The organism is Oscillospiraceae bacterium, from assembly GCA_035380125.1.
Classification (GTDB): Bacteria; Bacillota; Clostridia; order Oscillospirales; family JAKOTC01; genus DAOPZJ01.
This window is the reverse complement of the sequence record DAOSWV010000015.1, coordinates 53,989-74,974: the sequence shown is the minus strand read 5'-3', so window position 1 is coordinate 74,974 and position 20,986 is coordinate 53,989. Positions and strand designations below refer to the sequence as shown.

The 20,986-nt window shown below is 50.1% G+C and carries 18 protein-coding genes; 15 read left to right on the top strand and 3 right to left on the bottom strand.

From position 1 onward, the window contains the following. Window positions 1–511: NUDIX hydrolase N-terminal domain-containing protein (locus tag PK629_07760; protein ID HOP11371.1), on the bottom strand; the 511-nt coding region annotated here is incomplete at its 3' end. Window positions 512–886: 375 nt separating this feature from the next. Here PK629_07760 and PK629_07755 point away from each other — a divergent pair. Then, window positions 887–3,970, top strand: a complete 3,084-nt coding sequence (locus PK629_07755; GenBank protein ID HOP11370.1) for a PAS domain S-box protein — start codon at window positions 887–889, stop codon at window positions 3,968–3,970. Window positions 3,971–4,021: 51 nt separating this feature from the next. Here PK629_07755 and PK629_07750 read toward each other — a convergent pair whose 3' ends face one another. After that, window positions 4,022–4,852, bottom strand: coding sequence for an alpha/beta hydrolase (locus PK629_07750; protein ID HOP11369.1), 831 nt, complete (start codon window positions 4,850–4,852; stop codon window positions 4,022–4,024). Between the two features lie 13 nt (window positions 4,853–4,865). Next, on the bottom strand, window positions 4,866–5,297 hold the full coding sequence (locus PK629_07745; GenBank protein ID HOP11368.1) for a helix-turn-helix domain-containing protein: 432 nt from the start codon (window positions 5,295–5,297) through the stop codon (window positions 4,866–4,868). Window positions 5,298–5,432: 135 nt separating this feature from the next. Here PK629_07745 and PK629_07740 point away from each other — a divergent pair, with 135 nt between their 5' ends. The 14 genes from PK629_07740 (at window position 5,433) to PK629_07675 (ending at window position 20,930) form a co-directional block, all read left to right on the top strand. Further along, window positions 5,433–6,215, top strand: coding sequence for a Ku protein (locus PK629_07740; GenBank protein HOP11367.1), 783 nt, complete (start codon window positions 5,433–5,435; stop codon window positions 6,213–6,215). A gap of 2 nt (window positions 6,216–6,217) precedes the next feature. Beyond that, the gene (gene ligD, locus PK629_07735; GenBank protein ID HOP11366.1) at window positions 6,218–8,653 is read left to right on the top strand and encodes a DNA ligase D; all 2,436 of its coding nucleotides are present in this window, start codon (window positions 6,218–6,220) and stop codon (window positions 8,651–8,653) included. 395 nt (window positions 8,654–9,048) lie between these two features. Then, complete coding sequence (locus PK629_07730; protein ID HOP11365.1) at window positions 9,049–9,213, top strand: hypothetical protein; 165 nt, start codon at window positions 9,049–9,051, stop codon at window positions 9,211–9,213. Continuing rightward, a complete protein-coding gene (locus PK629_07725) occupies window positions 9,210–9,878 on the top strand; it encodes a FoF1 ATP synthase subunit a (GenBank protein HOP11364.1) in 669 nt (222 codons plus the stop codon). The genes PK629_07730 and PK629_07725 overlap by 4 nt, the downstream gene beginning before the upstream one ends. A gap of 50 nt (window positions 9,879–9,928) precedes the next feature. Continuing rightward, a complete protein-coding gene (atpE, locus tag PK629_07720) occupies window positions 9,929–10,141 on the top strand; it encodes an ATP synthase F0 subunit C (protein HOP11363.1) in 213 nt (70 codons plus the stop codon). Between the two features lie 40 nt (window positions 10,142–10,181). Then, window positions 10,182–10,658, top strand: coding sequence for a F0F1 ATP synthase subunit B (gene atpF, locus PK629_07715; GenBank protein ID HOP11362.1), 477 nt, complete (start codon window positions 10,182–10,184; stop codon window positions 10,656–10,658). 12 nt (window positions 10,659–10,670) lie between these two features. Then, window positions 10,671–12,455, top strand: a complete 1,785-nt coding sequence (gene atpA / locus PK629_07710; protein ID HOP11361.1) for a F0F1 ATP synthase subunit alpha — start codon at window positions 10,671–10,673, stop codon at window positions 12,453–12,455. Between the two features lie 30 nt (window positions 12,456–12,485). Next, window positions 12,486–13,385, top strand: coding sequence for an ATP synthase F1 subunit gamma (gene atpG, locus PK629_07705; GenBank protein HOP11360.1), 900 nt, complete (start codon window positions 12,486–12,488; stop codon window positions 13,383–13,385). Next, window positions 13,386–14,831, top strand: a complete 1,446-nt coding sequence (gene atpD, locus PK629_07700) for a F0F1 ATP synthase subunit beta (GenBank protein ID HOP11359.1) — start codon at window positions 13,386–13,388, stop codon at window positions 14,829–14,831. Window positions 14,832–14,833: 2 nt separating this feature from the next. Further along, complete coding sequence (gene atpC, locus PK629_07695) at window positions 14,834–15,259, top strand: ATP synthase F1 subunit epsilon (protein HOP11358.1); 426 nt, start codon at window positions 14,834–14,836, stop codon at window positions 15,257–15,259. Between the two features lie 149 nt (window positions 15,260–15,408). After that, window positions 15,409–15,810, top strand: a complete 402-nt coding sequence (locus PK629_07690; protein HOP11357.1) for an SdpI family protein — start codon at window positions 15,409–15,411, stop codon at window positions 15,808–15,810. 104 nt (window positions 15,811–15,914) lie between these two features. Beyond that, window positions 15,915–16,397: a MarR family transcriptional regulator gene (locus tag PK629_07685; GenBank protein HOP11356.1), complete on the top strand. Its 483-nt coding sequence runs from the start codon at window positions 15,915–15,917 to the stop codon at window positions 16,395–16,397. 42 nt (window positions 16,398–16,439) lie between these two features. Next, window positions 16,440–18,800: an ATP-binding cassette domain-containing protein gene (locus PK629_07680; GenBank protein HOP11355.1), complete on the top strand. Its 2,361-nt coding sequence runs from the start codon at window positions 16,440–16,442 to the stop codon at window positions 18,798–18,800. 132 nt (window positions 18,801–18,932) lie between these two features. Further along, window positions 18,933–20,930, top strand: a complete 1,998-nt coding sequence (locus PK629_07675; GenBank protein ID HOP11354.1) for a hypothetical protein — start codon at window positions 18,933–18,935, stop codon at window positions 20,928–20,930. The last annotated feature ends 56 nt before the right edge of the window (window positions 20,931–20,986 follow it).

Below are 20,986 nucleotides of genomic sequence, written 5' to 3'. Positions count from 1 at the left end.
CGAAAAAGCCGCTTTCATCGGTTTCAGTGTTGTGCTCAAACTTGCCGCCGAGTAATTCACACAGGACAAAGACCTTACAGATGCTGTAGATATAGCGCGGGGCATTATGCCGGTTGCGGTCCTGCAGGGCAATCACGCGGGTGGGCCGGACATCGACGCCGGCTTCTTCTTTTGCCTCCTTGACGGTATTGGAATAGACCGACTCGGTCACATCCACCCAACCGCCGGGCAGCGACCATCTGCCGCCTTCTTTGACCAGCAAAATTTTATTGTCCTTGAAAATCGCGGCGCGGGTGTCCAGTTTCGGGGTCTGATAACCCTTTTCACCACAGAACAGGCCTTCGACGGTGTCTTTCGTGATGTCTGTTTTGCAGGAAACCATCTCCGCGGCAATCTCGCGGATGCGCTCGAAGCGCTCTTTATCGAATTTATTTTCGGTATATGCAAGCCCGTTCTGCGCCAATGCCTGTAATTCAACCGCCCAATGCAGCCACGGTTCATAGTTGTCCATTTTATCGTTCTCCAGAAAAAACACCGCTTTCACATTGATTCGGCGCGGTTTAAACCGCACTTTAATAGTTATTATATCATGATTGTAAAAATACGACAACGAAAATATGTCTGGCTTTTGCCCGTGACTTAGTGGGAAAAAGATAAAACAACAATCATTAATACCTCCGAGAGATGGCTGGTTTAACAATTTACATTAAAATCCGATAAAATTTTTAAAAACTATTTAAAATTATTACGGAAATGTGATATAGTATATGTAAGATATGGGTTTGTTCTTGAAGTAAAAAAGGGAAAATTTATAGACGAACAAAGATTTTGATTGAATGGCTCAATTCGGATTTTTTATTGTTTTGACAGGAAGGATGAGATACCAATGAAAATTTTAATTATTTGCAACTCGACTGTCGAAATCTCTGCTATCAGCGCAATATTAAGTGAATATGATATTTTAACTGCGGGCGATGGACTGGAGGCCATGCAGATGCTCGGAAAGAATCCCGATATCGAATTGGTGATTTTTGATTTGCAGATGCAGAATACAGATTACCTTCAAGTCTTTGATAACTTTCAGAGCCAAAAACAATATCAAAATTTAAAAATTATTGCGCTTTCGGATTCGGATGCTGCAGAGGATGAAATTAATTGCCTGAAGCTCGGGGTGGATGATTACATTCGTAAAAGCACACAGATGCAGTCTTTGAAATATCGAGTGAAATTACAGTCGGAGATTTTGCAGCGCCAAAAAGAGATGGAGAGAAAAGAAAATAATCTGAAAACAATCATGGAATCCGTATTTCAACAGGCGCCGATCGGTATTACAATTTCCCATAACAGCGAGTTCTCTGATGTGATGGGAGATAATTGGATCCATATTAATGCGGAATTCGAGCGGATTTGCGGGCGTAAAAGCGAGGAGCTTTTGAAACAGGGATGGGCGAAAATCACGCATCCCGACGACGTGGAAGAAGATTTGAGACAATTCAAAAAACTGCAGGCCGGAGAGATCAAGTCGTATTCCATGGATAAACGTTACATAAAACCGGACGGATCTGTCGTCTGGGTGAATATCATTGTATCTGCACTCGATATTAAAAACGAGAATCAATATAATCATATCTGCTTAGTAAAGGATATTACCGAACAAAAAAAGATGTTTTCTCAAATCGAATTCGATCAAACAGCATTTCGAACCTTCATTGACTCCAGCCAGGATTTTATTTTTTTGAAGGATGAGAATTTTAATCATATTTTTCTCAACGAGAAATTAGCTGATTATTTTAAAGTAAAAAGAAACGAGATCGTCGGGAAATCCGATTACGAATTTATGGATATCGAATCGGCAAACCAATGCCGAATAAGCGATCAGAAAGTGATTGACGAGAAAAAAACCATCATCAGCATTGAAAAAGTGGGAGATCGGGTTTTTGAAACCCGTAAATTTCCCGTGCCGATCAACGAAAATAAAATATGGGTTGGCGCATATATCAGAGATATCACAAGCGATTATTATCAGCAAGAGATTATCGATAAAATTTCCGAGACCAATAAAATCATTGCGTTGTGCATGATGAAATCGTTTGCCGACATGCAGGAACAACTTGATTATGCGCTTCTGGAGGCGCTAAAACTGACGGGAAGCCAATATGGGTATATCTATCTGTATGATGAGGAGAAAAAAGAATTCTCACTGAACTCGTGGACCATCGGCGTGATGGCCGATTGTGCCGTTATGGAAAAACAAACGAAGTATCAATTGAATTCAACGGGTTTTTGGGGTGAAGTTGTCCGGCAAAGAAAACCGATCATCGTCAATGATTTTACGGTGCCGGATCCCTTGAAAAAAGGATATCCAAAGGGGCATGTTCAAATCAAGAAATACATGTCGATTCCGATATTTGAAAACAAAAAAATTGTGGCTGTGATCGGATTTGCCAATAAAGAAACAGATTACACGGACAATGATGTTTATGCGATGACTGTTTTGATGAGCGGCGTCTGGATTGCCGTGCGAAAACGGGAAAAAGAAAAAGAAACCGAAATGCTGTTGGAGCGGACACAGGCTATGATAGAAAATCACGAGGCCGTGATGTATTTGCTTGAACCGGAAACAGGTCAGATCATCGAGGCAAATAATGCAGCCGAAAAATTTTTCGGATATTCCAAAGAAGAATTATTAAGCATGAAAATTTGGGATATCAATATTCTCAGTGAGAAAAAAGTACGCGAACTCCTTTTGAAAATTTTCAACAGAGAAAAAAATCAGTTTACAGTGCCTCATCGACTTAAAAACGGTGAGATCAGAATGGTGGATGTTTTCAGCACTGCGATTGAATATAGAAACAGGAGAGTTTTATTTTCCATTGCTTTTGATGTAACCGAACGGGAGATGATGACAAAACAAAATGAATTTTTGGTCTATCATGATCATCTTACGGGGATTTATAACAGGAGATTTTTCGACGAAGAATTCGAGAAACGGGCTGAGGATATTGAGGATCATTATCCGATCGGTATTATCTGGGGCGATATGAACGGATTTAAGCTGTATAATGATTCTTTCGGGCATCTTGAAGGCGATAAGGCTTTAAAAAATATCGCCGAGAAAATTCAAAAGCTTGTTCGTAATCAGGATGTTTTTGCCCGCGTAGGCGGAGATGAGTTTGCAATTCTGGTCTCAAACACCGACGAGAGAGCAATCAGAGCGTATTTGAACGAAATTGAGCAAAAAGTCAATACCAGCGACAACAATTCTTTGACAATCTCTTTCGGATACGGCATTCAGCGAAAAGAAGACGATACCAAGGATGCGCTTATCAAAGAAGCAGAGGCATTCATGTATAACCGGAAGTATTACAGCAGTAAAAGCACCAGAAGCAATGCGGTTAAGGTGATTATGGAGACGTTGTTTGCAAAAAGCGAACGGGAAAAACAACACTCGGATCGGGTCGGCAGAATCAGTGAGGCAATCGCTAAAAGAATGAACTTGGATCAGCGGACAATTGATAAAATCCGGGTCGCGGGATTTTTGCATGATATCGGCAAGATCGGAATTGACGAGCGGATTTTAAATAAGATCGGTATTTTGACCCGAAATGAATGGGAAGTTATGAAATTGCATCCGGCAAAGGGCGCCGGGATTTTAGAAAATACAATTGAGTTTCAAGACATTGACGACGTTGTGCTTTCACATCACGAGCGCTTTGACGGGTCGGGGTATCCAAGCGGATTAAAGGGCTATGAGATCCCGCAGGCTTCAAGAATTATTGCGGTTGCCGATGCCTATGATGCGATGACAAACGACAGAAGTTATCGGAATAAGATAGACCACGAAGCAGCCCTAGAAGAATTAAAACGTTGCGCCGGAACATTTTTTGATCCGGAAATCGTTCAGGCTTTTGTCGGAATGTCACTTCCTGAAATTATGCACTTGGAGGATGGGGAATCGCCGGTTTCATAAACCAAAAGGGGCGCTTGAGGCGCCCCTTTTGTATTGCTTGAATTATTATATTCATTTTGCGGCAAACGGGATAATATATTCGAGGGCGTTTAAAACCATATGACCGATGTTTTCAAGCAGGCGGATTTCGGCGTGGGGAAGCAGGTTTCCCAGCCGTTTTGCGGCGGCGGGGGCGTCGACCATAACGTCGAGTTTGCCTGCAACGAATAAAACCGGCATGGTGAGCCGTTTGAGCTGTTCGTCCGAAAAGGCGGGCAGTTCTTCTGTGATCGGGTAATATCCGGCACCGATCAGGTTGATGAACTCCAAGACCTCTTTCGGCAGTTCGATACCCTGTGAGATTGAAGAATCTATGGTAAGATCTTCGTTTTGTTGAGCGGACTGTTTTGCTTTTTCGAGTATTTTATCATTTTGATGTGACAATCCCGACGGGGCGATGATAATCAATTTTGATACATATTCCGGGTATTTAACGGCGAATTTCAAAGCCATCCAGCTGCCCAGCGAATTACCCATAACAACCGCTTGCTTGATTGAGAGCGCATCGAAAACCGCTTTCAGCCAATCGGCATAATCGTCCGACCTGAGATTAAGGCGATTTTCCTCGGTGTTTCCGGCTTCGCCGGGGATGTCGGCGGCAAACACATGGAATTGAGCCGACAGCGCCATGATTTCGGAAAACCAGAATGCGCTGTTGCTGCATGAACCGTGCAGGAGAATCAACGGCGGGTTTTCGGGACTGCCGCATTCGAGCAGAAACGTCTTTGCAAACGGCGTGTCAACATACCGCTGCCTGAACGGGAATGCGGATAAGATTTGATTATAACGGGTACGAATGGCGTTTTTGCTTTCTTCGGATTTAAATACTCGGACGGATGACATATTGTTCACTCCTTTATTCGGGATTTCGTGTCAATTCGGCGATCGAGGCGATCACGGCTTCGGTAAATTCGATACCGCCCCAAAGGGATATGCGGAGTTTGTTTTGATCGGGGATATACTGGGCGTGCATGGAGCAGCGCCCGTATTCCGGAGGCTTGGAATGCAGTGCGCCGTTGAGCAGATTGGAGATGCGGGTGGCCTCGTCTTCTGTGCATTCCATATCGACGACCGCCGAGACCTCGACGCGGGTTTCGGATGGTTCTCTTTTTTCTTCGTTTGGGCGGTTCTGCTCTAAAAAGACGCTCAAATCGTGGCCGGTCACACGCCAGCTTTTACCGATCTTATTGGCGCCCAGCTTACCCTCGCGGATGTAACGCTGAATGGTCTTGGGGTGGATGGAGAGCAGCTCCGAGATTTTTTCAACGGTGTAATAGATTTCAGACATTTTTAACACTCCTTAAAATGACCTATAAAGGCATTATAGGTAATAATAAGGAATATGTCAAGGGGATTATGAAAAATTTCTCAAGCTTTCCGAAATCATATAAAAACAACCAATCGGAGACAATAACGCGGGGAGGTGTTTATTTTGGTATCACACAAATCGGTTATCACATTCGGCATGGTTGCAATTCCGATCGCGATGTTCACGGCCACACAGGACAACGACATCCATTTCAACCAGCTGCACAAAGAAGACAATAGCCGCATCCGGTATAAAAAGACCTGCGCACACTGCGGAAAAGAGCTGGCTTCGGAGGATATCGTGAAGGGATTTGAATACGACAGGGACAAATACGTCGTTGTCACCGACGAGGAGATCGAGAAGGTCAAAACCGAGAAGGAAAAATCCATTCAAATTCTGCATTTTGCGCAATTGAATCAAATATCGCCGGTTTATTACGAAAAGACTTATCAGGCGGCACCCGAAGCGGGCGGCGAAAAGGCCTTCGAACTGCTGCGTTCGGCGCTGATGGCGGAACAGAAGATCGCCATCGGCAAGACCGTGATCGGCACCAAGGACACGCTGATGGCGATTATCGCACGCGAAGACGGGATGTTGATTTCGACGATGTTTTATGCCGACGAGATCAAGGAACTGCAGAAACAATATAAAAAGACCGAGGTTTCGGAGCCGGAGTTAAATATGGCGAAATTGTTAATCAATTCGATGGATACGCCGTTCGATCCGTCGAAATATCAGGATGAATATCAGGAAAAACTGCGCGCTCTGATCGAGACCAAGATCTCGGGCAAAGAGGTCGTCGCGGCAGAGGCCGACAACGCCGTCAAGGTCATCGACCTGATGGAGGCGTTGAAACAGAGCGTTGAAAAAGTGCAAAAAGATAAGGAGCCTGCATAACGGTGCCGGGACTTGACGTTTATCGGCAAAAACGGAATTTTGAACGGACCGGAGAGCCGGAGGGTGAAACAATGGTGCGGCAGGAACAGCTCTCGTTCGCCGTTCAGCATCATCTGGCCAGCCGGGATCATTATGACCTGCGGCTTGAACACAACGGGGTATTGCTGAGCTGGGCGCTGCCGAAAGGACCGTCTTTTGACAGCCGGGACAAACGGCTGGCCGTGAAGGTAGAGGATCACCCACTCGATTATAAAAATTTTGAGGGCACGATTCCAAAAGGTGAATACGGCGGAGGCACGGTTTTGCTTTGGGACGAGGGGATTTGGGAACCCCGGAGTGATGTTGATGAGGGATTGGAAAAAGGGTCGTTGAAATTTGACCTGAAAGGCCGGCGGCTCAAAGGCGGATGGGCATTGGTGCGGCTGAAAGGCAATGCAGACGAGACCGGCGACAACTGGCTTCTGATCAAGGAAAAGGATGAATATACGCAAGAGAGCGACGGAATTTCGGAATTTGTCACAAGTGTGAGAACCGGGCGTACTGTGACCGAGATCGAGACGGGGCAGGACGAAAAGAACGCGAAAAACCCTTTTGACATGCTCGAAGTGCAGCTTGTGAAACTCACGGACAAAATTCCGTCGGGAGACAACTGGCTTTTTGAACTGAAATATGACGGCTACCGGATTGTCGCGTTTATTGAAGGCAACACCGTGCGGCTGATGACCCGCAACGGGAAAGATTATGCCGACAAATTTAAAAGTATCATTGCGCCGCTGGCTGACCTTGCGGCAGGCAGGACGATGGTGTTGGACGGTGAGATGGCGGTGCTCGATGCGGCGGGCAAAACCGATTTTCAGGCGTTGCAGAATTATATCAGAAGCCCCGCAGGCAAGGCGCTGACCTATATTGTCTTTGATTTGCTTGCTTTAGACGGCAGAGATTTACGAAACCAGCCCTTGATTGAGCGAAAAGAAAAATTGGAAATATTGATGCAGGATGCCCCAAGCAATTTGCATTACAGCCGACACGTCAGGGGCAACGGCGAAGCGGGATTTACCGCGGCTTGCGCGGCGGGTATGGAGGGAATCGTCGGTAAGAAGGCCGATTCGATTTACAGCGGAACCCGGAACGGCGACTGGGTCAAATGCAAGTGCGAGCGGCGGCAGGAATTCGTGATCGGCGGTTATGTGCGCACCGAAAAGAAAACCGAGGGCGTTAGTTCGCTGCTGCTGGGCGTGTATGAAGGCGATAAACTGGTTTTTGCAGGGCGGGCCGGAACAGGATTGAGTGAGGCGGATTCCCGGCGGCTTGAAAAACAGTTTGAACCGTTAAAGCAAACCGAATCGCCGTTTGAAAGTGAACCTAAGGCTAAGGCGGACGAGACGATTTTTTGGCTCCAACCCGAGCTCGCCGCTGAGATCAAATTTGCCGAATGGACGGCGGACAATCAACTTCGTCAGGCGAGTTTCAAAGGGCTGCGGTCGGATAAAAACCCGAAAGAGATCCGCAGAGAGACGGCAGATAGTGATACAGAACGAGAACTGTCCGGAGAAGAGGAAGACATGGAGACACTGGATAAAGGCGAAATGATGATTGCGGGGGTGAAAGTCACCCATCCCGATAAGGTGATTTATGAAAACCCGAGAATCCCCAAAGAAGAAGTGATTCGATATTACGAGCGGGTCTCGGAACGCATGCTGCCGTATGTTGCAAAACGGATTTTGAGCATCGTGCGCTGCCCCAAAGGGATTGCGCAGACCTGCTTTTACAAAAAGCACCCCGGCTCCGACAGCAAAGGAATTATCCCGGTACCCGTTGTGACAAGCGACGGAGGCACCGAGGCGTTTTTTTATATTGCGGATAAAACCGGGCTTCTCTATGAGGTGCAGATGGGCACGCTGGAGTTTCACACCTGGGGCAGCCGCGCAGAGACGATGGAAAAGCCCGACATCATGGTATTCGATCTTGACCCCGACGAGGGTATGGAACTTGCGGCGGTGCGGCAGGGCGTTCGGGATGTACGTGAGATCCTATCGCAGCTGTCGCTGAATACCTACCTGAAGACCAGCGGCGGCAAGGGGTATCATGTGGTTGTGCCGCTGATGCCGTCAGTTTCGTGGGATGTGTTTTATGATTTCGCAAGGCGTGTGGTCGAAGTGATAGAGCAGAAATGGCCTGACCGCTATACGGGCAATGTGCGCAAGAACCGACGAACCGGCAAAATTTTTATCGACTGGATGCGAAACGGCAGGGGTGCGACAAGCGTGGCCCCGTATTCGCTGCGGGCGCGTGAAGGGGCAAAGGTCTCGATGCCCATCGGTTGGGAGGAACTCGACACGGTTGCACCGGACGGCATTGGAATGAGGGAGGCGCTTACACGGCTTGAAACCGCCGATCCCTGGGACAGGTTTTTTAGGGAACAACAGTTTTTGAAATAGGCGCCATTGCGCGTTAAGATGAATATAATAAAAGCAGGAGATCTGAAAGAAATGGTTAAAACCGCTAAAAAGGCAATTTAAAAAGGAGACTTTTTCGGATGAATCTACATGATATCTAATATTGACAAATTGTGTTTTAGTGCTAAAATATATTGTTATGGCGTTTCTTTTTTAGGAGAAAACGCTGAAAAGCGGCGAAAGAACTCGGTTTGTGTTTAAACACCCGCGCGCAGAACGCTTCGGACGGGGCAAACGGATCGAATGGGGGTATGGGGATGCCTTGGGGCTCTTTTCCTTTGATCGGTATCGTACTCGGTCCGATTTGCGGTTTTTTACAGTATAAGCTCTTGACCAGGCTTATTTTAACCGTAAAAGACGGGAAGAAATCGAGTAGGATGCTGCTGTTGCTTTTTTCAAAACTTGCACTTTATGCGCTGTTTTTGGTGCCTCCGTTCCTGGTTTCCATGCTTGACGGCGTCGTCTGCGGAATTTTGGCGGGTCTGACCATGGTTGGAATGGGCATCTTTCAGGCGCTTCGCAAAGGGGGGGAAGACAATTGAATGTTGAAATCGAACCCGGGACACTGGGTACGCTGCCGATTTTAGGCGGGATTACCATCGACGAGACCATGGCCATGTCGGCCGTCGTGATAGGGATTATGATTCTTTTCGCATTGATTGTCCGAATTTTCGTGATCCCGAGATTCAAGGACAAACCGGGCAATTTTCAGTTGCTGATTGAAGCGTTTGTCACCGGTATGGACGGGATGTCGCGCAACAACCTGGGCGACCGGCTGGGCGTTACTATGGCGCCTTATGCGGCCACGGTCGGTGCGTATATCGTCTTGGGAGGCATTATAGAGTTGTTTGGCCTGCGCTCACCTTGTGCAGACCTCAACGTAACCGCAGCATTGGCGTTGATGTCGTTTTTCCTGATCAACCTCTTCTCGTTCAGGGGCGGCATCAAAAATGCGCTTCACCACTTTAAACCCTTTGCAATTTCCCCCATCATTCTGATCACCGATATCGCAACTCCGATTTCGCTGGCCTGCCGACTTTTCGGCAACATGCTGGCCGGACTGGTGGTCATGGAACTGATTTACAGCGCTATCCCGCTCGTAATTCCTGCGGCACTTTCACTGTATTTCAATCTGTTCCACTCCTTGCTGCAGGCGTTTATCTTTGTGACGCTGACATTAGCTTTCATCCACGAGAGAGCCGAATGACCTTTTCGCGGTTTGAATAAATCCCAATAATCAAAAGAGGTGTATTTTGAATGGAAATGATCGGAGCCGGTATCGCGGTCATCTGCTGCCTCGGCGCAGGTCTCGGTATGGGTATTGCGACGGGGAAAGCCGTCGAGAGCGTCGCCCGACAGCCGGAGGCACTCGGTAAGATTAATCAGGTTTTACTGCTGGGTCTGGCTATGGCTGAATCCACTGCAATTTACGGCTTTGTCATCGCTTTGATGATTTTGCTGAGAAGCTGATCGGGCAAAAAGAGTAAACCCGGAAAGGCATGATTTTAAGATGAATCTGGATCCTATAAAAATCCTCTATCACATCATCAACCTCATAATACTGTTTGTCTTTTTCCGCTTTTTGCTGTTTAAACCCGTGATGAAGTTTATCAACAAGCGTAAGGACAAGGTGAACGCTGAACTCGACGGCGCCGCGAAAGCAGAACAGGAGTCCAAGGCAAAATTGGACCAGTATAATACGTTGCTCTCGCAGGCGGATGAAGACGGCCGTAAGGCCGCCGACCGCATTATTGACGATGCCAAAAAAGAGGTCGAGTCGATGATCGGTGCCGCCAAGACACAAGCCGATGAACTTCTGAAACAGGCGGAGACGAAGAGGGAAGAGGAGATTCGTAAAGCGCGTGAGGGTCTGCAAAAAGAATCCGTCACGCTCGCTGTCGATATCGCCGGACAGATCCTTCAAAAAGAAATGACAGAATCCGAACAAATCGACATGATCAACCGATATGTCGACAAGTTTAATTAGGAGAATAACGGCATGGAGAAATCCGGAATTGTGACCACTGCCGTGAGTATTGATGATAAAACCGCGAAACATATCTATGAGCGCGCGGAGGCCTTTTTACACGAGAGCGGCATCAACTGGAAACGGACGGTGGATCCTTCGATTATCGGGGGATTTGTCGTAAAAGTCGACGAACGTGTGATCAACATGAGCATTGATTCCCAACTGGGGACGATCTCCGGCAAACCTCAAATTAAGGCGCGGGACGGAAAAAGCGCCATGGAGATATCCACGGGGGATCTTATCAAAGGTCTCAAAAAACAATTTCACGGCTTTGATTTTAAACCACAGGTTCGCAGCGTGGGAAAAGTATATTATTCGGGCGACGGGATTATCAAAATCGACGGCCTCCCCGACTGCGAATACGGTGAACTGCTGGCTTTGCCCAACGGCGGCGTTGCCATGGCTTTTAACTTGATGAACGACGAGGGCGTCTGGGCTATTTTGCTGGCGAGTGAAGACGATATCTCGGAGGGCGACGAGGCGCAGACCACCGGTCTGGTCGCAAGCGTGCCCGTCGGGGACAATTTGATCGGGCGCGTAATCGATTCGTTCGGCAATCCGATCGACGATCGCGGCTCCATCGAATATCAGCATGTCCGCCCGCTGGAATCTCCGGCACCCACCATCATTGAGCGCAGCAAGGTCAACAAACCGCTGATGACCGGACTGCTGGCTATTGACTCGATGATTCCGATCGGACGCGGTCAGCGCGAACTGATCATCGGCGACCGCCAAACCGGTAAAACCGCGATTGCGATCGATACGATATTGAACCAGAAGGGCAAAGACGTGATCTGCGTCTATGTCGCCGTCGGCCAGAAGGCCTCGACGGTTGCTCAGCTGGTCAGCACCTTCCAGCAGATGGGCGCCATGGACTATACCGTGGTCGTCTCGGCGACTGCGGGCGACTCGATTTTGATGCAGTACTGCGCACCGTATGCGGGCTGCGCCATCGCCGAGGAATTTATGCGGCAGGGCAAGGACGTTTTGATTGTCTACGACGATCTTTCCAAACACGCCGTCGCTTACCGCACGCTGTCCCTTTTGCTGCACAGACCCCCGGGACGCGAAGCCTACCCCGGTGACGTCTTCTACCTCCATTCCCGGCTGCTGGAACGCGCTTCGAAATTATCCGACGAACTGGGCGGCGGCAGCATGACCGCACTTCCGATCGTCGAGACCATGGAGGGCGACATCTCGGCCTATATTCCGACCAACGTCATCTCCATCACAGACGGACAGATCGTGCTGGAGAGTGAACTGTTCTTCTCGGGCGTGCGTCCCGCAGTCAACGTGGGCCTTTCGGTCTCGCGTGTCGGCGGTTCGGCTCAGACCAAGGCGATGCGCAAGGTGTCGGGTAAACTCCGTCTCGATCTGGCGCAGTACCGTGAACTCGAGGTGTTTTCCCAGTTTTCGAGCGACTTGGATTCCTCGACACAGCAGCAGCTCGCACAGGGCGTCCGCCTGACCGAAGTGCTCAAACAGGAACAGTATCAGCCGCTTTCCATGGAGAATCAGGTAATGCTCCTCTATTCGGTTGAAAATAAGCTGCTCTCCGATATTGCGTTGAATCAGATTGAGGATTTTAAAACGGGATTCTTCCATTTCATGACCACGAAACATCCCGGAATCGGAAATAAAATCGCACAGACCGGTGAATTTACCGATGAAACCGTCGCGGCGCTGAAAAAGGCCGTTGAGGAGTTTAAAAAGGGATTTTTAGCCGGTCGGAAGACCGAGAAGCAACAGCCGTAATAAACGCTCTTTGAAGGGAAGTGACCGACAGTGCAGAGTGTAAGTGATATTAAACGCCATATCAAATCGAATACGCAGATTTACCAGATCACCCGCGCGATGTACCTGATCTCGGTCTCGAAAATGCGCAGAGCAATGGAGCTTTATAAATCCAATGCCGCGCATTTTGTCAAGGTACGTGCGGCCATGAAGGATATTATCCAACATACCGGCGGTATCGAACACCCGTTTTTGCAGCGCGAGATCCTTCCCAACCCCGAAGCCAAACACGCCTATATCGTCATCGCGGGCGACAAGGGAATGGCCGGCGCTTATAACCATAACGTTTTGACTGCGGCGATGGCACATATGAAAGACAATCCCAAAGAACAGTATATCTTTACGGTCGGCCAGATGGCGAGCGAATTTTTCTACAAACGGGGCTGCATGGTCGATATGGAGTTTTTGACCATTGCCCAGAATCCGTCGCTGCGCAACGCCCGTATGGTTACCGACACAATTGTCGATCTTTACCGTCAAAAACTGCTTGACGAGGTCTATATCGTCTATACGAAGATGATCTCGTCGGTCACGCAGGAGCCGAAGATCATTCGTCTGCTGCCGGTGTTATATAACAGTTTCGACGACGTATGCGACAGCTGGTATGAGGGAGAACAGCAAGAATACAATGAGATTCTGTATGAATCATCTCCCCGGCAGGTCATGGATACGCTGGTGCCGCAATATCTGATCGGCATCATTTACGGTGCGCTGGTACAGTCGTATGCCAGTGAACAGATTGCCCGCATGAACGCTATGACCTCCGCGACACACAATGCCGAGGATATGCTCAAAAAACTGCGGCTCGACTATAACCGCGCACGGCAGGCCGCCATCACTCGCGAGATGACTGAAATCATCGGTGGTGTCAATGCGCTGAAAGGTCATTAAATGGTGATTGATATGACAGATTCCAATCAAAAAAATATCGGAAAACTCTCCGCGATTATCGGTTCCGTTTTGGACGTCGATTTTTCGCAGACGAAAATCGTCCCCGAGATTTATAACGCACTGTATACACAGATCGGCGACAGAGTCGTCTGGATGGAGGTTGAACAGCACCTCGGCGGCGGGATTGTGCGCTGTATTGCGCTGCAGGCCTGCGAAGGTCTTCGCCGCGGGCTTGACGTGATCGACACCGGAGCGGCGATTTCGGTCCCGTCCGGAAAGACGGCCCTCGGAAGAGTTATGGACGTTTTAGGACGCCCGGCCGACGGTAAGGGACCCATCCCGACCGATCACCTGCTGCCGATTCACCGAATCCCCCCGAAGTTTTCGGAACAGAATCCGACGACCGAGATTTTCGAGACCGGCCTTAAAGTCATCGATTTGCTTGCACCCTATGCCAAAGGCGGTAAAATCGGCCTGTTCGGAGGCGCGGGCGTCGGTAAGACGGTTCTGATCATGGAATTGATTCACAACATCGCCACCGAACACGGCGGCTATTCGATTTTTACCGGCGTCGGCGAGCGCTCCCGTGAGGGGCAGGAACTGATGCAGGAGATGACCGAATCCGGCGTTCTGGAGAAAACCGCGCTGGTCTTCGGGCAGATGAACGAACCGCCCGGATGCCGTATGCGCGTGGCGCTGACCGGTTTGACCGTCGCCGAATCCCTGCGCGATGAGGCGGGGCAGGAGGGTAAGGGCCGCGACGTTCTGTTGTTTATCGACAACATTTTCCGTTTCATTCAAGCCGGCAGCGAGGTCTCGGCAATGCTGGGACGCATGCCGTCCGCGGTCGGTTATCAGCCCACGTTGGCCAATGAGGTCGGTCTGCTGCAGGAGCGCATCACCTCGACCCAAAACGGTTCGATCACCTCGGTGCAGGCCATCTATGTCCCTGCCGACGACCTGACCGACCCCGCGCCGGCGAGTATTTTCTCGCATCTTGACGCCACGACGGTACTCTCACGTGCCATTTCCGAGCTGGGTATTTACCCGGCTGTCGACCCTCTCGCTTCCACGAGCCGGATTTTGGAACCGCACATCGTCGGAAACGAACATTATGAAGTCGCAAGACGCGTGCAGGAAAATTTACAGCGTTACAAAGAACTGCAGGACATCATCGCGATTCTGGGTATGGAAGAACTGGGCGAAGAGGACCGAAAGACCATCTACCGCGCCCGTAAGATCCAGCGCTTTTTGGCTCAGCCGATGTTTGTCGCAACACAGTATACCGGGCAGGAGGGGCGTTATGTCCCCCTGAAAGACACCATCGCCGGGTTCAAGGCGATTGTGGACGGCGAGGTCGACGATTTGCCCGAGGCCGCGTTCTATATGGTAGGTAATCTCGACGAGGTTCGGCAGACCGCCGAGAAGCTTAAAAAGGAACAGTAATTATGGACGGCGACAAGACCTTTTTGCTTGAAATTATCACGCCGGAGCGTACGTTTTATCACGACCAGACAAAAATGGTGATCGTCCCCGCGATTGACGGGGAACTGGGCGTGCTACATGGGCACGCCCCGATGGTCGCTTCGTTGGCCGTCGGTGAAGTGCGGATTCAAAAGCCGGACGGCTCCTGGCGGACGGCGGCGTGTTCCGACGGGTTTATGCGCGCAGGTCCGGAACACACCTTAATCACCGTACAAACCGCCGAATGGCCCGAAGAGATCGATGTCAACCGCGCCAAAATTCAGCTGATGCACGCCGAGGAACAGTTGCGGCAAAAAGAGAGCATGAGGGAATTCGCCGCCAGTAAAAACAAACTGGCAAGAGCTGTGCTGCGCCTGCGTATCGGCGGCAGAGGCTCGGTTAATCATTGATTCTGTAATATCTATTTTAATTTTGACGGAATGCTGACTTACCCGGATGGGATGTAGAGGCTGACCGTCTATGATTTTTTATAGGAAAACAGATTTTTAAAATCGAAATCGGCCCGGTGCTAATTGCGGGATATAAATTAGGGGTGTATATGGGATTTTGGTTCTTCCTGCTTGCAATGGTTTTGCTGATTCCGCTTCTGATGATCGGATTCGGCAATTATTTTAAAAACCACCCACCGAAAGAGATCAATTGCATTTTCGGTTACCGTACCGCCCGGTCGATGAAAAGCAAGGAGACCTGGGATTTTGCACACCGCCATTCCGGGCGTATCTGGTCGGTCTGCGGTTGGATTTTGCTACCCGTTTCCGCTTCCGCAATGCTGCCGGTATTGGGCAAGGATATAGACACGATCGGCATCGTCGGCGCAGCGGTGAGCATGGCGCAGGTTTTCGTGATGATCATAACGATCATTCCGACCGAAGTCGCTTTGAAAAAGAATTTTGACGAGGACGGACGGCGGATTAATGACGAAAACCGCAAGACCCTATAAAATTTTTCGAAAATACGGAATAACTGTTGACTTCTCATATAAAACCGATATAATGGTTAACCGAGTTAACTGTTACATCGGTTAACTTTTTGGAGGAATCGGATATGGAACAATCGAAGGGAATTCGGCTTTTGCAGGCCTGCGTCGACATTCGGCGGCAGGTCGGACGGGTCTTTGCCGGCGGCAATCTGTCGCAGGGAGAGTTTTTTGTGCTGAAAATGCTCTATGAAAAAGGCAAGAACCAGAAAGAGATCGGATTCATGGGATTTCCGCGGGCATCGTTTTTGTCCGAGCGGCTTGAAATGAAACGCCCGATGATATCGCGCATCCTGAACACGCTGGAGGCACGGGGGTATATCTCGCGCAATATCGACAAATCCAACCGCCGCAGTTTTGAGATTCAGCTGACCGACAGCGGACGGGCGGCATTGGAACAAGCCCAACAGAACATGGTCGGCATCGCCGACCGGCTTGAGACGGAACTCGGCGAAGAGGATATGGAGAAACTGATTTCGCTGCTGTCACGCGCTGCGGATATTTACCGCGGAATGGCAGGGCAGGAATCGGAAGAATCCGGCGACTTCTGAGCATATTAAAATAAATGATCATTATCATGCGTGGAGGAATTTATGCTGAAACTTAAATTGGAGAACATCGTCAAGACCTATAAGAGCGGAGAAATTGTCACTGCGTTAAAAGGCGTATCGCTCGGCTTTCGCGAGAGCGAATTCGTCTCGGTTCTCGGGCCGTCGGGCTGCGGGAAAACCACGCTGCTAAACATAATCGGAGGGTTGGACCGCTATGACAGCGGCGATCTCGTGATCAACGGGATTTCCACCAAAAAGTATAAGGACGGCGACTGGGATGCCTACCGCAATCGCTCAATCGGTTTTGTCTTTCAGACCTACAACCTGATCGGGCATCAGACCGTTTTACAGAATGTCGAGATCGCGCTGACGCTCTCGGGCGTATCGGTCGCCGAACGCAGGCGCAGAGCCAAACAGGCGCTGGCCGACGTGGGGCTTTCCGATCAGATCCGCAAAAAGCCCAATCAGCTCTCCGGCGGACAGATGCAGCGGGTCGCCATTGCCCGCGCGCTGGTCAACGACCCCGACATCGTCCTTGCCGACGAGCCGACCGGCGCACTGGACAGCCACACGAGCGTGCAGATCCTTGAGATTTTAAAGCAGGTTGCAAAGACCCGGCTTGTGATCATGGTCACGCACAATCAGGATCTGGCCGAGAAATATTCCACCCGCATCGTGCGTCTGCTCGACGGCGAAATTCAATCCGACAGCAACCCGGTCACGCAGGCGGAATTCGAACAGGAACCGCCGCGGCCGGAAAAAGAGAAAAAATTTAAAAAGACCGCGATGTCGCTGATTACGGCAACTTCGCTGTCGTTTCGCAACCTGATGACCAAGCGCGGCAGAACGGTTATGACCTCGTTCGCCGGCAGCATCGGCATCATCGGCGTGGCGTTGGTTTTGGCGCTTTCGAACGGGCTTTCGAGTTATATGAGCGACATGCAGTCCGACGCCCTCTCGGGTTTTCCGCTCACGATCACAGCCGGAGAACAGAGCATCGACCTGACGCAGCGGCAAGGGCTGATGATTTCCAACACGGTCGAGTATGAGGAATACCCGGACGACGACGTGTTGTATGCCTATGATAGCGAAGCCAACACCACCAAGCATGAAAATGTGATCACGCAGGAATACCTCGATTACATCGGCGGGCTGGAAGAAGCGCTGCCCGGCACAGTCAACAACATCTCCTACACCCATGCGGTCACGATCAATGTGCTGGCTAAAGGCGAAGATGCCGTCGTCAAATTCAGAACTTCGTATTCGAGCAGCGTGATGGCGCAGCTGAGCGGCAATGTCTACTGGCAGGAACTGCCCGAGAGTGACGATTTTATCCTGTCGCTGTATGACCTGATCGGCGAGGGCAGCCGGATGCCGGAATCAATGAACGAAGTCGTTTTGGTCGTCGATGAATATAACCGCATCAACGCCTCGTTTTTCGAGCAGCTCGGCATGACCGGTGACGCCGGGGAATACAAACTGACGGACTTTATCGGGAAGACGATTTTGAAAGTCATTCCGAATGACGATTTTTACACACAGGCCGGTGACCTGTTCGCCGCTGCGAATCCGAGCGATTACGAGATCCTGTATGACGGGGACAACGGAACCGCGCTGACCATTGTGGGAATTTTACGCGCCAAGCCCGACGCCTCGAGCAGCTATCTTTCGACCGGCATCGCCTACACGACCGCGCTGACCGCCTATGTGGTCGAGGACGCCCAAAACAGCGAAATCGCCATGGCACAGGCCGATTCGGATAAAAACGTTCTGTTGGGTACGACGATTGCCGACGAGAGCGAAAAGGAAGCGGCACTGCTTGCACTCGGTGCAGACACCACGCCGACCGGCATCAACATCTACCCCAAGGACTATTCCAGCAAAGATCAGATCAAGGAGTACCTCGACGCTTACAACGCGGAAAAGTCCGACGACGAACAGTTGATTTATACGGATATGGCCGAGCTGATCACTTCGATCACGGGCACACTGCTGGACACCGTGACCTATGTGCTGGTCGGATTTGCGGCAATTTCGCTGTTGGTCTCGACGATTATGATCGCCATCATCACTTACGTTTCGGTGATCGAGCGCACGAAAGAAATCGGTATTCTGCGCAGCGTCGGCGCACGCAAAAAGGACATCTCGCGGGTGTTCAACGCCGAGACGCTCCTCATCGGGTTTACGGCGGGCGTTATGGGCGTCGGGATATCCTATCTGCTGACGATTCCGATCAACAAAGTCATTTTGAACCTGACCGAAATCGCAGGGATTGCCAACTTGAGCTTGTACCACGCGGTTGCGCTGATTGTGGGCAGCATGATTTTGACGCTGATCGCGGGATTTATCCCGTCGCGCATCGCGGCTAAGAAAGATCCGGTTGTGGCGCTGAGAACAGAATAAAACATAAATATTTCATGAATAAGAGCGCCCGCCACCGTTTTCACGGTGGCGGGCGCTTTTTGTGCGGTGAAATTTTGACAACAGAGGTAAAAAAGTTTATGATAAAACCAAATCACTTTGGAGGAAACAGATATGCTTACACAGCGTCTCGGTTCCGCGACCGAAAAAGATCCCGTTTTTATCGAGGGGTTGCTTCGTGTGATTCGGGAAAATCCCGGCTCCTGCGACGAAGTGTGGCTGGCGAGCGACTACGGGTTTCCAAAATTGGAGACACACCGGGACACCGTTCAAATTTTGAGCGGTGTCGCCGAGAAATTCAAAAAAGCTGGGATTCGGGTCTCTCTGCAGATCAGCAACACCATCGGACACGGGGAATATATGCGGCGCGAGGACTGCAGCGGATTGGTGTATGAGAGCTCTCCGGTCGAAAAAATGGTCGGTCCCGACGGCACTTCCGCCGATTATTGTTTTTGCTGGAACGGAGAAAATTTCAGAAATTACACCGGCGCGATGCTGCGGGAATATGCCAAATTAAAACCCTACTGCGTTTGGTTTGACGACGATCTGCGCGCACCCAACCACAGACCGGTTCCCGTCGGCTGTTTCTGCGACGACTGCATTCAAAAATTCAACGCGCGGTACGGCTGCGATTTTTCGAGGGAAGAACTGATCGGCAACATCCACTTCGGCGATCTCGTCTGGCGGGAGCGGTATGTTCAATTCCTGCGGGACGGGCTGTACGATTTCACTTATTTTATGGCGAAAACCGTGCATGATATTTCGCCCGATACCTATATGGGCCTACAATATGCGGCGCAGGGCGGACACACCGGATTCAATTCCGCGTTTCTGTTCGATGCGCTGTACAAGGCGAGCGGAAAACCGCCGAAAACCCGTCCGGGTGGCGGCGCTTACAGCGGCCATGATCCCAATGAGTTTCTGCACAAGGCCTTTTTTATCAACTGGCAGAATGCGACTTTGCCCGAATACGTCACCGAGATGCGTCCCGAGATTGAAAATCTGCCCGACGTCGTGTTCGGAAAATCCATCGCCAATACTTGTTTTGAGACGTCGCTGTATCTGGCAAATGGCAACACGGCTATGAGTTATGCGATGCTGATGAACGATTTTGAGCCCATGAACTGGCACGGGCAGATGCTGCACCGGTTTGCAGAACAAAAACCCTATTGGAAACGGCTGATCGAGGCCAATCAAAACACGCATCAGGGCGGGTTAAAAATCGCCTATTCCGAAAACATGTGGAAACGCCCCGCGCGCGAAGGAGAGTTGTTCTCTTGGGCGAAAGAGCCGTATTTGAGCGGGTATGAGATGTGGAACACGGCGATTCCGATCTGCTATGGGGAAGGGGATGACGGCGTTTTCCTGCTGCATCCCGATCAGCTTGAGGGTTTTTCCGATGAGGATATTGAGAATTTGTTGAAAAAGCCGGTCGTGACCGATGGGAAATGCCTTGAAATGCTGCAGGAAAGGGGTTTCGGCGACGCGCTCAGCGCTTCGGCTGTTCCCATCGAGACAAGCAGATTGTCGGAGCGGTATAACGGACATCCGATCAATCGGAGCATCACGGGCAACGGGAAATGGGTCACAGCCTTTGTGCGTGACGCATATAGTCATATGTTGATTGACCGGGACGGTTCAACCGAACCGTTCGGGATTTATCAAACCGAAGCGAAAACGGGCGGGGAATCCATATCCGGCCAAATTGCGAACGCGGTTGTAACGACGAAAAATGGCGCGAAGTGGGCGGTATTCGGACATTATCTCTGGAACGGCATCATCAGCTTGGACAAGAGAAATCAGATTCTTTACGCGGCGGATTATATCGGGAATCGGGCGATTCCCGCCGTTTTGGAGAGTCCGATGCAAGCCGTTTTGCTGCCGAGAGAGAATGAGGAGGGCAGGGTGACAAGCGTCTCTGTCGTCAATACCACCGTCGGGGAAACCGGACCGCTCGCATTGCGGATCCGCAGGCCTGCGGGAAAAGCACTCACCTTTATGTCGCAGAATTCGCAAGAAGTTGCGCTTACCTATTCAAAACAAGGAGATGACTTTATCGTTGAGATGCCTTCATTGTCGGCTTGGAGTGTCGGAACGGTGTTCGTCAAATAATAAAAGAGGCCTTCCGAAAGGAAGGCCTCTTGCTACGAGTGTGTTAATAGAATCCG